Here is a 15,453-nt window from a genome sequence, read left to right on the forward strand (position 1 = left end):
TCCTGCGAGCCGTCGCAGACCTGTCCAGCGCGTGTCACGGCGCGCTGGAGCGCGCTATCGCACTACGGCGCCATCGCCGCGGCCTGCCATTGCGAAGCGCACGGCCTGTTCGACGCGTTCGACGAACGTAGGGTCGAGACTCGACAGCGCTTCGCGCCGCTCGCTACCCTTCACGACGATCAGTTGATGCGTAATGTCCTGGCTGTACCACGTGAGCATCCCGATTACGAACAGCATGAGCCCGCACACGAACGCGGTCGGCGAGTCGAGGAAGTAACCCCCTGCGGCGAGTATGGCGCCGCTCGTGCTCAGACAGATCGGTACGACGTGGTTGCGGCGGACGGTGACGATCTGCACATCGTCGATGTCGCGAAGCGGGAAGACCTGGCCCGCAACCGAAAGTGCAGTGCGCGTGACTGAAACGCCGGCCTCGTTAAAAGGTAGTTCCATCGATTCCAGAGATGCGAGGGGAATGTGGGAAGGTTAGCAGAAATCTGTTCCTTGTCGCATCGCCCACACGAAAAGCGGATCCGCCAGTTTCGCGGTAACTTCGCGGTAACGTTTTCGCAGCATGGATCCGCGATCTCACACTCGCCGTTCCGGAGCATCGTGACAAGCCTGGTTTGCCAGCTCAAGGCTTCATTTTCTGCAGAGCAATAGCCTCCAAAAAATACGGCGGCTTATGTGTTCATTTCCGGCTAGACGCGGAACAAGAACTCAAGTAGTTTGACGCTTCTGCAGGCCGCCACGATTTGTCCGCTTCGCAGTGAAGTGAATCATTGCCAGACTTTTGAAATGAGTTTGTTTTCATTTCTCTGAATTGCGTTGATGTCCGTCTTCACTGAATAATCCAGAATTATGCGAGGCGTTATGGACAACCAAAAAAGCCTGATTCATCACTCGGCATCGCTGGTGCATAGACCGGCCTTTTGCTATGCCTTGTTTCTCGTCTGTGGGTGCCTTTCGTATATCGATGCCTATGCCGCAGATGCAATCGGCATAATTAAAACCGTAAAAGGCAGCGTGCACGTAGAGCGAACCGGGCAGACGCAGAACGTCGCCGTCGGTAGCGAGCTTTATAACAATGATCGCGTCGTGACCGGTGCCGCGTCGGCCGTCGGAATTACGCTGCGCGACAACACCCTGCTGACCGAGGGCGCAAATTCTCTTCTCGATCTCAACAAATTTGCTTTCGACACGACGACGCATGCGGGCGCACTCGATGTGTCGATCAAGCGCGGCTCGCTCGCAGTGGTCGACGGCAAGCTGGCGAAAGCGAATCCGGAGTCTGTGCGCTACAGCACACCCACGACCACATTGGGCGTGCGTGGCACGGAATTCATCATCGAAGTAGGTGGAGACGGGGAGGGGAATCGTTGAAGACGATAAGTGGGGGACGTCGCCTGAATGGCGCTGCAGCGTGTGCCATGGTCGCCATCCTCGCCGGATGTAGCTCGGTTCAGGACAAGATCACCTTGTTGCCGGATCCGGATGGCAGCGTCGGCGGGGTCATCGTGACGAGCGGAAAGAACAAGCAGGTGATCGACGAGGCTTATGCGCGCGCCGAGGTCAAGAAAAACGGCACCATCGACAAAGCAGCCGACAACAAATCCAGCGTACAGACTCACTACGGCGATCTGCTGGCCGCTGCGCCTCCGCGGCCGCAGACGTTCACGATCAATTTTGTGTTCGACTCCGCCACGCAGTTGGCGCCCGATTCCGAGGCAACGGTCGCAAAGCTGAAGACCGTGCTCGCGAACTGGCCAGCGCCGCGCCTCATGGTCGTCGGGCATACCGATCTGGCGGGCTCGCAGGAATTCAATGACAAGCTCTCGTTGCGCCGCGCACAGAGCGTGGCGTCATTTCTGGAAAAGCAAGGCATCCCTGCACGGCAAATAGAAGTCGCGGGACGAGGCAAGCGCGAGCCGCTCGTGCGCACGGCGGACGGCGTGCCCAATCAGCTGAACCGGCGCGCGGTCATTACCATTCAATGAGCGGCGTGACCTCATCGACATGAAACGCTACCGCGACGGCATCTTCACGCTCATCAGGAATATGATGCGCGCGCAAAAGGGGCGACCCTGGGCGCTCGCGGTCCTGCTCGCCCTGGTCCTGTTCGACCTTTGCAGCGAATGGCCCAACAACGTACCGCGTCCGTTTTTTCTCAACACGATGAATGACGTGTTGCCCGACACGTTCGGATCGGCGCGCCAGCTTTTATTCGACCACTTTCAGCGCCGCTATCCGCGCATTCCCACGACGCAGCCGGTGACGATCGTCGAGATCGATGACAAGACACTCGAATCGTTCGGCCAATGGCCCTGGCCGCGCAACCGGCTGGCAAAACTCATCGATGCGATCGCCGCGAAAAAGCCGCTCGCCATCGGTATCGACGTGTACATGCCGGAACCCGATCAAACTTCGCCCGACAAGGTGGCCGACAATCTGCCGCCCGATGCGGCAGCGCTTGCCACACAATTGCGCGCGCTGCCGAGTCACGAGCGCATTCTCGCCACATCGTTGCGCGCGTCGCCGTCCATCCTCGGCGCGGCGGCGTTCGATCACGCAACCTCCACGACCCGCACGGACATGCTGAGCGCGCCGGTTCTCGTGCATGGCGCCGACCCGCTCGGCAGCGTGCACCGCTTCAACAACGTGCTGGCCAGCCTGCCCGAATTGCAGGGTGCGGCACATGGCCAGGCCATGCTCAACGTGGCGTTGGAGCAAGGCACCGTGAGGCGTTTTCCGCTCGTCATGGGTCTCGGCGACAAGCTGGTGCCGAGCTTGCCGATCGAGGTCCTGCGTGTAGCGACCGGCTCCCCGGCGGTCGACGTGTACGCCGACACGTCGGGCGTGCAGGCGGTAGGTGTCGCGGACGTGCAGGTGCCCACGCAGTCCAACGGCGACATCTGGCTGCATTTCGCGTCGATCCAGTCCACCGGACAACGCTACGTGTCGGCAGGCGACGTCCTGCGAGGTACCGTCGATGCGGATCGTATCCGCAACAAACTGATCCTCGTCGGTCTCACCGGCACCGGTCTGACCGATATGCGCACGACCGCGCTAGGCGAACTGGTGCCCGGCATCGAAATCCAGGCACAGGTCATCGAGACGATTTTCGAAGACCGTTTCCTGCAGCGGCCACTCTGGCTGATCTGGGTCGAGATGGGCTTCACCGTGGCAGCTGGATTGCTGTTCATCTGGTACGTGCCGCGCGGAGGAACCCGGCTTGCCGCGTTCATGCATACCGTGCCAAAGGCTTCCGCCGTCATCGGAATCGTTTTGAATCTGGTGACCCTTTCCGTCTGCTTCCTCGCGTTCAGGTATTTCGGTTTTCTGGTCGATGCGGCGTCCATCTTCATCATTCTGTCGGCGGTCATGAGCAGCTTTTTCTCTATTACCCTGACTGACCCGTCAACCCGGAGCGGAACGCAAGCGGCCGGTACGAAGGCCGCAGAGGCGTTCGATCACCGCGGTAACGTGCCGGGTGAAGCGTTGGCCCGCGAACGGCCGGGGGTGCTTCCGCTCGCTGAAAGGGCTTCCGATTTCGATGAGCGGTAGGGGTTGCGCGTGGGGGAGGGCATACAGCCGAAGGGATCATCAGTTTTCTGGTCTCACAACAGGCCAAGGAGGCTTTCGCCGCGAACCGTGCCAGGGGAATTAACGATTCGACCGCAAACAAATCTTCCCGGTCTACGACGAACCAGCAGCCCCCAGTTCCACTTCCAGACCTTGTGCAGCACTCCGTTTGCGAGGGTTTACCGTTCCACTAACAGGCAGGAGGCCATCGTCCTATGCACGAAATCAGCGGTATCGTTCGCGGGTTTATCGAGGAAGTCTTGAATGAAGGGCGGCTCGATGCCGCTGACCGTTTTTTCTGGGAGGACATGGTCGAGCAGGTGCCGTTCCCCGGCCAGGGCCCAGGTATCGAGGGCCTCAAGGACGTCGTGCGGGGGATGCGGGCCGCATTCCCGGACATGCACTGGGTGATTGAGGAACAACTCACCGACGGTGACCGCGTGCTGACCCGCTTCGAGTGGACGGGTACTCACCGGGAAGCGTTCCTCGGCGTACCGGCTACGGGGCGGGGCGTAAAGGTGTGGGGCATGGTCATCGACCGCATTCAGGACAACCGGATCAAGGAAACGCGCCTCATCATGGACACACTCGGATTGATGATGCAACTCGGCGCAGTTTCCCCTCCGGGGCAATGAATTGCGGAATGGCAAGGCGCGCGTCGGCCGGAGGGTGCCGCACGCATTGCGCGAAGCGGCTCAGTCCTTCGGCGCGCCGGCGAGCGGCGGGTCCGCGTCGTCGTCGCTTGCCCGCCCGAGCGATGGGAGGTAGCTGCCGAAGTTCATTTCGAAGTCGCCCGGCACTCCGTAGTCCAGGCTGCGGAGCCTGGCGCGGCGGGCCTGCCCGCCTGGCGAGGCCAGGGCCGGGAAGAACAGATCGATGCTCGACTGGAATTCGGCACTCGTCGGCATGCCGAAGCGATTGACCTGGGCTTTAGCCGCGCCGAGCGTTTCACGGTCGAATGAGGCCAGACGTCGGGCAAGTGTCTCGACAAAGGCGTCGAGTTCGTCGTCGTCCAGCGTGCGGTTCACCCAGCCATAGCGCTCGGCGATGTCAGCATTGAAGTCGTCGGCGCTGAGGACGATCTCAAGTGCGCGCGAGCGCCCGACCACGCGCGGGAGCCATTCCAGCGCTCCGCCACCCGGGACCAGGCCGACGCCGACCTCGGGATTCCCGAACACGGCGCGTTGCCGACTGGCGAAGCGCATGTCGCAGGCCAACACGAACTCGTTACCGATGCCGCGCGTGCGGCCGCGAATCGTGGCGATGCTCACGACTGGAGCGGACGAGAGGCGCAGAACGAAATCGCGCCATAAGCCCAGCACCTCGGGTCGCTCGGCTGCCTTGGCCACGTCGAGATGGGCGACGAAAAAAATGGGATTCGCCGACTGGAACACCACGACCTTCACGGATGGGTCCGCCTCCAGGTCGGTCATCAGCACGCCCAGTTCGTCGATAGTCGCAGGGACAAACATGTTGATCGGCGGGTTGCTGAAGGTAATCGTCCACAGGCCTGGATAGCTGCGGTCGACGTTGAACTGCGAAGAGTCGGGCATGGCGCTTCTCCCAAGGAGATGGGTAGACCAGCGTTGCGTTCAAGGTGGTTTCGGGCTCCGGCAGCTTGCACGTCGGGGACCTCTACCGCGCGGATCCGCGGACTCAGGAAACAGTCCGCATCTCTCCGAGCATGGTCGGGATGAGTTCAGATACGGTCGGGTGTATCGGGACTGCCTGCTGGAGGGCCGTATACGGGATGCCGGCGTTTATCACGTCGAGGATGCCGTGGATCGCTTCGTCGCCGCCAGTGCCCAGGATGGCCGCACCGAGGATTCTCGAAGTCTGCGCGTCTACGACCACCTTCATGAATCCCCTGGTCTCATCCTTCTCGACGGCGCGCCCGACACGGGTCATAGGCCGGCGGCCGACCAGCAGCGGTCGACCGCTCGCCCGCGCCTCGGTCTCGGTGATGCCGACGCGGCCAAGCGGTGGATCGATAAACAGGGCGTAGGCCGGAATCCGCTGGCTCACCCGGCGCGCCTGGCCATCGAGCAGGTTGGCGGCGACGATCTCGAAGTCGTTGTATGCCGTGTGTGTGAAGGCACCGCGGCCGTTGCAGTCACCCAGCGCCCAGATGCCGGGCACGTTGGTTGCAAGCTGATCGTCGACGCGGATGTAGCCGCGCGGGTCGGTCGCGACACCGGCCTTGTCGAGCCCGAGGTCGTCCGTGTTGGGCCGACGCCCCACGGCCAGAAGGACGTGGCTGCCCACGATCTCGGGTTCGCCGGCCGTGCAGTCGACCCCGACGGCAACACCTGCCGCATGCGGCGCGAAGCGAATGCATTGGGCACCGGTCCGCACGACGATACCCTCGCTCTCCAGAATCTCCCGGATCGCAGCCGAGACCTCTTCGTCTTCGCGCATGACGAGGCGCGGCGATTGCTCGACGACGGTCACGCGGGCGCCGAACCGGCGATACATCTGGGCGAATTCCAGCCCGATATAGCTGCCGCCGATCACGACCAGATGCTCGGGCACACTTTCGAGCGCCAGCATCGACGTGTTGGTCAGCGTGCTCACGCGATCAATGCCCGGCAGATCCGGGACGTTGGCGCGCCCGCCAACATTGATGAAGATGCGCGGCGCGCGCAGGCGCTCGTCACCCACCGCGAGCGTGTCCGGCGACTCGAAGCGCGCGGCGCCTTGCAGCACCGTGCACCCCTTCATGCCGCGCAGCCAGTTCTCGACGCCCGTGCGCGCGTTGCGTGAGACTTCGTCAGCACGCGCCTTCACTCGCGTCATGTCGATCCGGACTGGCCCATCGAGTACGACACCATATTCAGCGCCGCGCCGCGCAAGATGGGCGGCGTAGGCACTGGCGACGAGCGTCTTGGTCGGCATGCAGCCGGTGTTCACGCAGGTTCCGCCGAAGAGCTTGCGCTCGATGAGCGCGACGCTCATTCCGGCATCGGTCAGCCGGCCCGCGAGGGATGGACCGGCCTGCCCGGCGCCAATGATGATTGCGTCGAAATCAGCAGTCATGGGTGTGCCCCCGTTCCGGGGATGTGAGGAGTATTAGCCGGATCAGGGCCAATTTGCGCAATCGCGGCAGCGAAGTTTCGACCATTGCGATGGTGACAGCGATCGTCAGAACCGCTAGCTCACAAGGGTAGTTCCTTGCCGCCCTGTTCGCTGATCATGTACGTTGCATACCAGTCCGGCCAGTTCTCATCGCGTTGGCCGCCGGTCCGCTTCTCGTGCTCGCCGTGCGCGGTTTCCGCTCGCCGGAGCGCTGCCGCGAGTTCGGCTGACGAGGTGAACGTCGTGGCGTCTGAGTCCACGCGACCCGCCGCCCGGTGAGTGAGTTCCTGGAAGAGCCAGCCATTGCCGTCTGGATCGCTGAACGAGGCGAACGAGCGGTAGCTGCGATGCTCGGGGTCCGGACCGCTAACACGGATCCGCCCGAACAGATAGGGCTCGTCCGGGCCGGCGTACGCGCCAGCGGCGTCGTGGAACACTTCACTCGTCGCCACGCCACGTCCCAGCAGATCCTTGCGCGCCGCCTCGACGTCGGAGACGATCAGGTACAGTCCCTGGGTGGAGCCGGGTGCAGCCGTGGTGACGTTCTTGCCGAAGATGACCGAGCACCCGGAACCGGGCGGCGTGAACTGGATTACGCGGAAATAGCCATCGTCAGAAGCATAGTCGGCGTCAAGCCTCCATCCCAGGCCGCCGTAAAACAGCTTGGCGCGATCGACGTCCGAAACAGGGATAACAATGACTTCCAGCTTTGTGTCCAGGCCCCGCTCGTTTTGGGTCCCGACTGCAGCACTGCTCATGTGAACCTCCGATTGCCCTGGTCGCAACACGGCCTGCGAGATTGGCGACAACGACACCCAACGAAGAAGATGATTTTGATTTGCCGGACACGATCAGCTGGCACGAAGCATAGTTCAGATTGAGCCCCGCAGTGGGAACACATCGTGCCGGTGCGCGGCACCGGCGCCGTCGCCGCGACTTACCGGCTCGGGCAAGTACGCGTGGACGACCTGGCTTCGCATAAAGCGCACCCGGCGGCAACACACAATCAGTGCCTCCGCGCTGGAAACGCCAGCGGTTTGCAGTTTAGGTTGGCCTGATCACGAAATGCTTTCAGGCCGACGCCATATTGTTGGTTTTGCAGCCGTCTTCGGCCGTGATACCCGTAAGGCGACAGCCAGGGGCCTTATGACTCCCGATCGCCGCGCACGGAATACAAGACGTTATCTATCGCAGCGGTGCCTGGAAAAACTGCACGCCTTTGGCATTGAAATGTTCATGGATCGCTGCGTGGTCGGAACGCGGCAAGGCGACGTGTTTCTCGATTCGTGAGCGTCCGTTCGCAGTTCATGCGAAGGTCCCGCCTGGGTCGAACAGAGCCCTTCCCCGCAAACCCACCCAGAACCAAAAAAAAGCCCAGACCTAAGTCCGGGCTTTTCATCCACCGCGCTAACGAAGCCCTGAGGCATCGAACCGCGGCGCGCGCTAACAGCGCTTTTAGCTGCCGTACACGTCGAAGTCGAAGTACTTGGCAGCAATCTTCTTATACGTGCCGTCCTTGATCATATCGGCGATGGCCTTGTCGATCTTCGCCTTCAGGTCCGCGTCTTCCTTGCGCAGGCCGATAGCCGCAGCACCCGTCGGGATTTCCGCGCCAGCGAACGCGAAGCCCTTGCCGCGCGGCGTCTTCAGGAAGCCCAGGTCGGCTTGCACTTCGTCTTGCAGCGCAGCGTCCAGACGGCCCGACAGCAGGTCGGCGTAGACCTGGTCCTGGTTCTGGTAGGGAACGACGTTCACGCCCTTCGGTGCCCAGTTGGTCTTGGCGTACGTTTCCTGGATCGTGCCTTGCTCGACGCCAACCGACTTGCCCTTGAGCACGTCAGCCGTCGGCTTCAGCGGCGAACCGGCCTTCGCGACCAGACGCGTCGGCGTGTTGAACAGCTTGGCCGAGAAGGCGATCTGTTGCTCGCGCTCCGGCGTGATCGTCATCGACGAGAGGGCGCCGTCGAACTTCTTGGCCTTCAGGCCCGGGATCATGCCGTCGAAATCCTGCTCGACCCACACGCACTTCGCGTTCAGGCGCTTGCAGATTTCGTTGCCGAGGTCGATGTCGAAGCCGATCAGCTTGCCATCCGGTGCTTTGGATTCAAAAGGCGCGTAGCTGGCGTCGACGCCAAAGCGCACGGTGGTCCAGTCTTTCGCGTGGGCGGCACCGGCCGATACGGCCAGCAGGGCAACCGACAGGGCGGCAAGCAGTTTCTTCACTCTGTGTACTCCTCGAGATGGTCATGGAGCGCCGCGTGCGTCGTGGACGCCGCAGCGCATTTGTCCGGTGCAGCTTAAGCCGGAGCTTTCGTAAGGTCCGCCGGCGCAACGGCCAACGGCGCGCGCCAAGATTACCCGGTAAAAATAAAAGCGTCGCTAGTGTAATACGAGATGGTGCAGGAGGGCGGACTCTAGCGAAAGTTCGGAAAACTGGTGCTATGGCCCCAAAGCCCCGCCGAGTAAGGCTTTCGCGGCGGGCGAGAGTCGCGTGTCGTGGTGTTGGCGAGAAGCATCGCGCGATGCTTCGCCGCAACACAGGGGGCCGTGTTCTGTCCTGCAGTAAGAAAGTGTATGGCAAATGAAATGAAAACGACGGCGTGTCGTCGGCCTCGCGGGCCGGCTCTCACGCCGTCGCCAGGCAGCGCACCCGCCGCTCAGACCACCCGCTTGCCCGCGCGCCAGGTCGCGCGCGGCACCGGCAGCGTGTCGAGCATCGTCACGCGGACGAAGTCGGCGCGCAGGCCCGGCTCGATCGCGCCGCGGTCGGTCAGCCCGGATTTGCGGGCAGGTTCCCACGAGACGGTCGTCATCGCGCGCGGCAGCGTCCAGCCGGCCTTGGTCACGAGGTCGAACGCGGCCGTAAGCAGGCTCGACGGCACGTAATCCGACGACAGGATGTCGAGCAGATCCGCCTGCGCCATTTCCAGCGCCGACACGTTGCCCGAGTGCGAGCCGCCGCGCACCACGTTCGGCGCGCCCATGATCGTCGCGATGCCGCGTTTTTTCGCTTCCGTCGCGGCGGCACGCGTGGTCGGGAATTCGGCGAGCACGATGCCTTCGGCGGCGGCCTGCTCGACGTGCTCGATCAGCGTGTCGTCGTGGCTCGCGAGCGGAATGCCACGTGCCTGGCAACGTTCGACGATCTGGCGGCGGTGTTCGTCGGCGAAACGCTGCTGTTCGTCGGCGAGTTCGGCGAGCGTCGTTGCGGCTTGCTCGTCGGTCCACTTGCCGTGACGCTCCTGGTATTTGCGCCATTGTTCGCGGTCGTGCCACTGACGCTGGCCCGGTGTGTGGTCCATCACCGAGGCGAGGCGCAGGAGCGGGTGCGCGCTCAACGTGTCGAAAAGTTCGACGACGTCCTCGGTCGCGATTTCGCAGCGCAGGTGCAGGAAGTGGTCGGCGCGCAGGAGGTCGCGATCGGAGAAACGCGAGAGCGCATTCGCACACGCGAGCTGGACATCGCGGCCGCGCACGCCCACGTTCAGGCGCGTGCCGATGGCGAGCGCGTCGAACACCGTCGTGATGCCCGCCGCGGCGATTTGCGCGTCGTGGATCACGAACGCGGCGTCGGTGTTCCAGTGCACGCCGGGGCGCGGCGCAAGGTGCTTTTCCAGGTTGTCGGTGTGCAGTTCGACGAGGCCGGGCAGCAGATAGTCGCCGTGCCAGTCTTCGGCGTCGAGGGCCGAGGTCGTGCCGCGCGAAAGCTCGCGGATCTGGCCGTTCCCGACGCGCATCGTGCCGGTGAAAACCTCTTCGCGCGTCACGATGCGCGCGTTTTTGATCAACATCGTCAGGCTCCGTAATCAGGTCAGGTCGTCATTGCCGGTGATGGTTTCAGGCGGCAACGCCCAGCGGTGTCCGGGTGCGCGGAGCGGCGAGCGGCAGGCGCCGCGTCGCGACGCGCTCGCGCGTGTCTTCGTCGTGGAAGACGCCGACGATCGCAGCACCTTGCTCGCGTGCCTCGACGATCAGGCTCGATACGACTTCGCGGTTTTCCGCGTCGAGCGAGGCCGTTGGCTCGTCCAGCAGCAGCACGCGGTGCCGGGCGATCAGTCCGCGCGCGATGTTCACGCGTTGTTGCTCGCCGCCGGAAAACGTCGCGGGTGCGAGCGACCAGAGCCGCTGCGGCACGTTCAGACGCGCGAGCAGCGTCTCGGCGCGTGTGTTCGCTTCGTCCTCGGCGACGCCGCGCGCGACGAGCGGCGCAGCGACGAGGTCACGCGTGCTCACGCGCGGAATCACGCGCAGAAACTGGCTCACGTAGCCCACCACGTTGCGGCGCAGGCGCAGCACGTCGTGGGGCGCGGCACCCGTGATGTCGAGGTGCTGGAGCGGGGCGTTGTCGTCGCGGATCGCGATCGAGCCGCCGCTTGCCAGATAGTTGCCGTAGAGACAGCGCAGCAGCGTACTCTTGCCCGCGCCCGACGGCCCCACCAGCACGACGCATTCGCCGCGCTCGACGTCGAGGGAGACGCCCGCGAGCGCCTCGATGCCGATACCGCCCTGGCCGTGCAGCGTGAAGGTCTTGCGCACGTTTTCGGCGCGCAGCATCAGCGCGGCGCGTTCGATGAACGCGCGCGTCGCGTGATGGGCGGTGGGGTTGGCGCTGGAATTGATGTCGGTCATGTCGATCATCCTAGACCGGCAGCACGGAGGCCACCAGTGTCTGCGTGTAGGGATGCTGGGGGTCGTCGAGCACCTGGTCGGTGAGGCCCGATTCGACGACCGTGCCGCCCTGCATCACCATGAGCCGGTGCGCGAGCAGGCGCGCGACGCCGATGTCGTGCGTGACGATCAGCACCGAGAGATGCAGCGTCGTGGTGAGCGTGCGCAGCAGGTCGAGCAGGCGCGCCTGGACCGAAACGTCGAGGCCGGCGGTGGGCTCGTCCATGAACACGAGGCGCGGTCCCGTGACGAGATTGCGCGCGATCTGCAAACGCTGCTGCATGCCGCCCGAAAACGCCGAAGGCAATTCGTCGATGCGCTCGGCGTCCAGTTCGACGCGCTGCATCCACTGCTGTGCGGTATGGCGAATCTGGCCGTAGTGGCGCGCGCCGACTGCCATCAGCGGCTCGCCGATGTTCGCGCCCGCCGAGACGCCCGCACGCAGCCCGTCGCGAGGATTCTGCTGCACGAAGCCCCATTCGGTGCGCGTGAGCAGGCGGCGGCGCGGCTCGGAGAGCGCGCGCAGATCGAGCGCTTCGCCGTTGGCGTTCGTGTAGCGCAGCTCGCCCGAATCGGCTTCGGTGCGCAGCGCAAGCGTGTTGAGCAGCGTGGTCTTGCCCGAACCCGATTCGCCGACGATGCACAGCACCTCGCCCGGATACAGGTCGAAGCTCACATCGCGGCTGCCGTTGCGGCCGCCGTATTGCTTCGTCAGATGACGGGCGCTCAAGAGGGGCGTCATGCGTGTTCTCCGTTGCGTTTTCCATTTTGCCGCGCCTGTGTAGCGTCATCCGCGTTATCGGTGTCGTCGCGACGCTCGTGGCAATAGTCGCTATCCGAGCAGACGAACATGCGCTTGCCCGCGTCGTCGACGATCATTTCATCGAGGAAGCTCTCGCGCGAACCGCACAGTGCGCACGCGTGCTCCCAGCGCTGCACTTCGAACGGATGGTCGTCGAAGTCGAGGCTCTTCACCGGCGTGTAGGGCGGAATCGCGTAGATGCGGCGCTCGCGGCCCGCGCCGAACAGTTGCAGCGCTGCGTTCCTGTCGAGCTTCGGATTGTCGAACTTCGGGATCGGCGAGGGCGCCGTGAGGTAGCGGCCGTTCACCGTCACGGGGTAATCGTAGGTCGTCGCGATGCTGCCGTGCTGCACGATGTCCTCGTACAGCTTCACGCTGATGAGGCCGTAATCGGCGAGCGCGTGCAACTTTTTGCACTCGGCGACGCGCGGCTCGAGGCGGAAGAGCGGCTCGGGCATCGGCACCTGATAGACGAGGATCTGGTCTTCCGTGAGCGGTGTTTCGGGAATGCGGTGACGCGTCTGCACGATCGTCGCTTCGCGCGTGCGGCGCGTTGTCTTCACGCCCGTCGTGCGTGCGAAGAAGCGGCGGATGTTCACGGCATTCGTCGTGTCGTCGGAGCCCTGGTCGATGACCTTGAGCGTGTCGTCGGCGCCGATGATCGCCGCCGTCACCTGGATGCCGCCCGTGCCCCAGCCGTAAGGCAGCGGCATTTCGCGCGACGCGAACGGCACCTGGTAGCCGGGCACCGCGACGGCCTTCAGCAGCGCGCGGCGGATCATGCGCTTCGTCTGCTCGTCGAGGTAGGCGAAGTTGTAGCCGTCGGCGGCCTGTGTTTCGTGGGACGCGATGGCGGGGGACAGGTTATCGGGCGCGTTCATTGGCGTCTCCCGACGGGCAGCGAACGAATGTGAGCGCGGGGGTTGTTCATTCTTCCTCCTCGTTCTGCTGGCCCTGTACGCCATGCTGCGCGCGCAGGCGGCGCACGAGTTCGAGTTCGGACTGGAAATCGACGTAATGCGGCAGCTTCAGGTGTTGCACGAAGCCGGATGCTTCCACGTTGTCGCTGTGCGACAGCATGAATTCGATGTCCTGTGTCGGCGAGGCCAGCGTTTCGCCGAGTTCTTCGGCGCGCAACGCGCGGTCGACGAGCGCCATCGCCATCGCCTTGCGCTCGGCGTGGCCGAACGCGAGGCCGTAGCCTTGCGTGAAAACCGGCGGCACCTCTTTACTACCGGCGAACTGGTTGACCATCTGGCATTCGGTCAATTCGATCTCGCCGATTTCGACGGTTTCACCGAGTTCGTCCAGCATCATTTCTACGGATACCGAACCAAACCGAATTTCGCCCGCGAACGGATGCGAGTGGGCGTAGCCGCGCTGCGTCGCATAACCCATTGCGAGCAGGAAGCCTTCGTCGCCGCGTGCGAGATTCTGCAGCCGGATCGGACGGTCTGCCGGGAATGCGAGCGGTTCGCGCGAGAGGTCGCCGGGTTCGGGCGCGTCGGACGAGGGGGTTTCCTGTTCGATCAGACCTTCTTGGTCGAGCAGCGTGACGACGCGCGGCATGGATTCAACAGCTGTACGCTCAGGCGTGCTCGCTGGCGTGTCTTCGTCGGACATGTCGCCGCTTTCGGCGAGCAGCGCGAAATCGAGCAGACGCTGCGTGTAATCGTAAGTCGCGCCCAGCACCTGACCGCCCGGCACGTCCTTGAACGTGGCCGAGATCCGGCGCTGCACCTGCATGTTTTCCGTTTCGACGGGCTCCGTATAGCCGAAGCGCGGCAGCGTCGTGCGATACGCGCGCAGCAGAAAGATCGCTTCGACGAGATCGCCCGCGGCCTGCTTGATCGCGAGCGCGGCGAGTTCCTCGTCGTAGACCGAGCCTTCGGCCATCACGCGCGCGACGGCGAGACGCAACTGCTCGCGGATCTGCGCGACGCTCAGTTCGGGCACGCGCGTGTCGCCGCGACGTGCCTTGTCGAGCAGACGCCACGATGCTTCGATCGCGCGCTCTCCACCTTTGACGGCGACATACATCAGTTCATCTCCACGTAAGTCGTGCGCGGCAGGCCGACCAACTGGTCGCCGCAGACAAGATAGATGTCGATGCCGCACGGAAACTGCGCGGCGAGCGCGGTGCGTTCTTGCCAGAAGCGCTCGGGTAGACCGGCGGGCGCGATGGCGTGTGCATCTTCGATACCTGGGCCGCGCAGCGTGATGCTCGCACCACCCGTGAGCGAATCGACGCGCACGAACACCGTGGCCGATTGCTCAGGCGATTCGGGCGTGCCGCTTGCGAGCGTTTCGAGCGGTGGCAGCGAAGCGGCATCGTGGACGTAGGCAAACGCGGCAAGCGCTGGGACGTCGGTGAGCGGCGCGCCTGCGTGAAAGCGCAGCGCGGCGGCCAGTGCTTCGTCGGGTTGCGCGAGCCACACGGGCGTTGCGTAGTCGCACAGCGCGAGCAGCGACGCGAACGCCGCGAGACCCGCCCGTTCGGCGCCGTGCACGGCATCGGCGGCGGGCAGCCTGGTTTCGATCACGCCGATACGGCCCGGACGTGCGAGCGCGTCAAGCAGCGTGCGAAACACCGCATGCGTATCGTGGACGGGATCGGCGAAGCCGGGCGCGAGCGTGTCGAGCGCGATGCCCGCGGTATTGGATGTCTGTCGTGAGTGGCTCATTAGTCGCCTCGAACCATCGTGAAGAACTCGACTTTCGTGCTGGCGGCGTCGTTGCGTTGAGCGTTGCGGCGCGCTTCGAGGCGAGCGGCGAGCGGCGCGATCAGTTGCGCGTGCAATTGGGCGTGGCGCTCGGGCTGCTGCAGCAGCGCGTCGGCGAGCGCGGCCAGTTCGGCGCGGCGCTTGTCGCGTCCCAGGTGGCAAGCGACGCCGACCGTGCCGCCGTTCGCCGGGGAGAGGCGCAGCGTGGCCCGCGTGAGCGTGGCTTCACCGAGATTGAAGGCGTCGCCGGTGCCGCCGATCCGGCCTCGCACCATCGCAAGGCCCGTTTGCGGTGGGCGCAGCCAGTCGAAGGTGGGCGCGGCGGCGCCGTCGAGCGCGGTCGCGAGCGCGGCTTCCAGTTCGGGGCGCGGCGTGCGTGCGAGTACCGCCATCCATGCGCGCCGCGAGGCGACCGAGGGCGGAGTGGAGGAAACGTTCATCAGGGTTCCTGTGGCGAAAGCGGGATGACGAGGCGAACGTCGGTATTCAAGCAGTTATTCGTCTAAACGTCTAGACGTCTGGTGATACGGTTGTCGGGAGGCGACGAAGGAAACGTTTTCATATTTCCATCATGCCGCGCGCACTACAATGCGGAAAACGCTATTG

General features: G+C 64.1%; 16 protein-coding genes. 4 read left to right on the top strand and 12 right to left on the bottom strand.

Annotation, left to right across the window (positions count from 1 at the left end):
- Nucleotides 1-54: 54 nt before the first annotated feature.
- The gene (locus D1Y85_RS14990) at nt 55-450 is read right to left on the bottom strand and encodes a DUF6232 family protein (RefSeq protein WP_124151854.1); all 396 of its coding nucleotides are present in this window, start codon (nt 448-450) and stop codon (nt 55-57) included.
- 420 nt (nt 451-870) lie between these two features.
- Between D1Y85_RS14990 and D1Y85_RS14995 the strand changes: the two genes are divergently transcribed.
- From D1Y85_RS14995 to D1Y85_RS15010, 4 genes are all read left to right on the top strand, one after another.
- Nucleotides 871-1,380 carry a FecR family protein gene (locus tag D1Y85_RS14995; protein ID WP_124151855.1) on the top strand — a complete coding sequence of 170 codons (510 nt, stop codon included), beginning with the start codon at nt 871-873 and terminating at the stop codon, nt 1,378-1,380.
- A gap of 47 nt (nt 1,381-1,427) precedes the next feature.
- A complete protein-coding gene (locus tag D1Y85_RS15000; RefSeq protein WP_124151856.1) occupies nt 1,428-1,994 on the top strand; it encodes an OmpA family protein in 567 nt (188 codons plus the stop codon).
- A 19-nt stretch (nt 1,995-2,013) separates the two neighbouring features.
- Nucleotides 2,014-3,561: a CHASE2 domain-containing protein gene (locus D1Y85_RS15005; protein ID WP_124151857.1), complete on the top strand. Its 1,548-nt coding sequence runs from the start codon at nt 2,014-2,016 to the stop codon at nt 3,559-3,561.
- 233 nt (nt 3,562-3,794) lie between these two features.
- Nucleotides 3,795-4,214: an ester cyclase gene (locus D1Y85_RS15010; protein WP_124151858.1), complete on the top strand. Its 420-nt coding sequence runs from the start codon at nt 3,795-3,797 to the stop codon at nt 4,212-4,214.
- Between the two features lie 60 nt (nt 4,215-4,274).
- Here the strand turns inward: D1Y85_RS15010 and D1Y85_RS15015 are convergent, their stop codons facing one another.
- The 11 genes from D1Y85_RS15015 to phnG form a co-directional block, all read right to left on the bottom strand.
- Complete coding sequence (locus D1Y85_RS15015) at nt 4,275-5,132, bottom strand: enoyl-CoA hydratase/isomerase family protein (protein WP_124151859.1); 858 nt, start codon at nt 5,130-5,132, stop codon at nt 4,275-4,277.
- 103 nt (nt 5,133-5,235) lie between these two features.
- Nucleotides 5,236-6,615: an FAD-containing oxidoreductase gene (locus tag D1Y85_RS15020; RefSeq protein ID WP_124151860.1), complete on the bottom strand. Its 1,380-nt coding sequence runs from the start codon at nt 6,613-6,615 to the stop codon at nt 5,236-5,238.
- A gap of 119 nt (nt 6,616-6,734) precedes the next feature.
- Nucleotides 6,735-7,412: a VOC family protein gene (locus D1Y85_RS15025; RefSeq protein ID WP_124151861.1), complete on the bottom strand. Its 678-nt coding sequence runs from the start codon at nt 7,410-7,412 to the stop codon at nt 6,735-6,737.
- A 697-nt stretch (nt 7,413-8,109) separates the two neighbouring features.
- Nucleotides 8,110-8,877, bottom strand: coding sequence for an ABC transporter substrate-binding protein (locus D1Y85_RS15030; protein WP_124151862.1), 768 nt, complete (start codon nt 8,875-8,877; stop codon nt 8,110-8,112).
- Between the two features lie 434 nt (nt 8,878-9,311).
- A complete protein-coding gene (locus D1Y85_RS15035) occupies nt 9,312-10,445 on the bottom strand; it encodes an alpha-D-ribose 1-methylphosphonate 5-triphosphate diphosphatase (protein ID WP_124151863.1) in 1,134 nt (377 codons plus the stop codon).
- Nucleotides 10,446-10,491: 46 nt separating this feature from the next.
- Nucleotides 10,492-11,283: a phosphonate C-P lyase system protein PhnL gene (phnL, locus tag D1Y85_RS15040; RefSeq protein ID WP_124151864.1), complete on the bottom strand. Its 792-nt coding sequence runs from the start codon at nt 11,281-11,283 to the stop codon at nt 10,492-10,494.
- 10 nt (nt 11,284-11,293) lie between these two features.
- Nucleotides 11,294-12,064, bottom strand: coding sequence for a phosphonate C-P lyase system protein PhnK (gene phnK, locus D1Y85_RS15045; RefSeq protein ID WP_124151865.1), 771 nt, complete (start codon nt 12,062-12,064; stop codon nt 11,294-11,296).
- Complete coding sequence (locus D1Y85_RS15050; protein WP_124151866.1) at nt 12,061-13,005, bottom strand: alpha-D-ribose 1-methylphosphonate 5-phosphate C-P-lyase PhnJ; 945 nt, start codon at nt 13,003-13,005, stop codon at nt 12,061-12,063. Before D1Y85_RS15050 ends, phnK begins: the two co-directional genes overlap by 4 nt.
- A gap of 46 nt (nt 13,006-13,051) precedes the next feature.
- On the bottom strand, nt 13,052-14,164 hold the full coding sequence (locus D1Y85_RS15055) for a carbon-phosphorus lyase complex subunit (RefSeq protein WP_124151867.1): 1,113 nt from the start codon (nt 14,162-14,164) through the stop codon (nt 13,052-13,054).
- On the bottom strand, nt 14,164-14,808 hold the full coding sequence (gene phnH / locus D1Y85_RS15060) for a phosphonate C-P lyase system protein PhnH (protein WP_124151868.1): 645 nt from the start codon (nt 14,806-14,808) through the stop codon (nt 14,164-14,166). The genes D1Y85_RS15055 and phnH overlap by 1 nt, the downstream gene beginning before the upstream one ends.
- Nucleotides 14,808-15,287: a phosphonate C-P lyase system protein PhnG gene (gene phnG, locus D1Y85_RS15065; protein ID WP_124151869.1), complete on the bottom strand. Its 480-nt coding sequence runs from the start codon at nt 15,285-15,287 to the stop codon at nt 14,808-14,810. Before phnG ends, phnH begins: the two co-directional genes overlap by 1 nt.
- Nucleotides 15,288-15,453: the final 166 nt, after the last annotated feature.

Origin of the sequence: Paraburkholderia dinghuensis, assembly GCF_003837865.1 — a bacterium.
Classification (GTDB): domain Bacteria; phylum Pseudomonadota; class Gammaproteobacteria; order Burkholderiales; family Burkholderiaceae; genus Paraburkholderia; species Paraburkholderia dinghuensis.

What these genes read in the sequence shown, in the direction of transcription:
- D1Y85_RS14990 (WP_124151854.1), bottom strand. Translation starts at nt 450, where the DNA reads ATGGAACTACCTTTTAACGAGGCCGGCGTTTCAGTCACGCGCACTGCA.
- D1Y85_RS14995 (WP_124151855.1), top strand. Translation starts at nt 871, where the DNA reads ATGGACAACCAAAAAAGCCTGATTCATCACTCGGCATCGCTGGTGCAT.
- D1Y85_RS15000 (WP_124151856.1), top strand. Translation starts at nt 1,428, where the DNA reads ATGGTCGCCATCCTCGCCGGATGTAGCTCGGTTCAGGACAAGATCACC.
- D1Y85_RS15005 (WP_124151857.1), top strand. Translation starts at nt 2,014, where the DNA reads ATGAAACGCTACCGCGACGGCATCTTCACGCTCATCAGGAATATGATG.
- D1Y85_RS15010 (WP_124151858.1), top strand. Translation starts at nt 3,795, where the DNA reads ATGCACGAAATCAGCGGTATCGTTCGCGGGTTTATCGAGGAAGTCTTG.
- D1Y85_RS15015 (WP_124151859.1), bottom strand. Translation starts at nt 5,132, where the DNA reads ATGCCCGACTCTTCGCAGTTCAACGTCGACCGCAGCTATCCAGGCCTG.
- D1Y85_RS15020 (WP_124151860.1), bottom strand. Translation starts at nt 6,615, where the DNA reads ATGACTGCTGATTTCGACGCAATCATCATTGGCGCCGGGCAGGCCGGT.
- D1Y85_RS15025 (WP_124151861.1), bottom strand. Translation starts at nt 7,412, where the DNA reads ATGAGCAGTGCTGCAGTCGGGACCCAAAACGAGCGGGGCCTGGACACA.
- D1Y85_RS15035 (WP_124151863.1), bottom strand. Translation starts at nt 10,445, where the DNA reads ATGTTGATCAAAAACGCGCGCATCGTGACGCGCGAAGAGGTTTTCACC.
- phnL (WP_124151864.1), bottom strand. Translation starts at nt 11,283, where the DNA reads ATGACCGACATCAATTCCAGCGCCAACCCCACCGCCCATCACGCGACG.
- phnK (WP_124151865.1), bottom strand. Translation starts at nt 12,064, where the DNA reads ATGACGCCCCTCTTGAGCGCCCGTCATCTGACGAAGCAATACGGCGGC.
- D1Y85_RS15050 (WP_124151866.1), bottom strand. Translation starts at nt 13,005, where the DNA reads ATGAACGCGCCCGATAACCTGTCCCCCGCCATCGCGTCCCACGAAACA.
- D1Y85_RS15055 (WP_124151867.1), bottom strand. Translation starts at nt 14,164, where the DNA reads ATGTATGTCGCCGTCAAAGGTGGAGAGCGCGCGATCGAAGCATCGTGG.
- phnH (WP_124151868.1), bottom strand. Translation starts at nt 14,808, where the DNA reads ATGAGCCACTCACGACAGACATCCAATACCGCGGGCATCGCGCTCGAC.
- phnG (WP_124151869.1), bottom strand. Translation starts at nt 15,287, where the DNA reads ATGAACGTTTCCTCCACTCCGCCCTCGGTCGCCTCGCGGCGCGCATGG.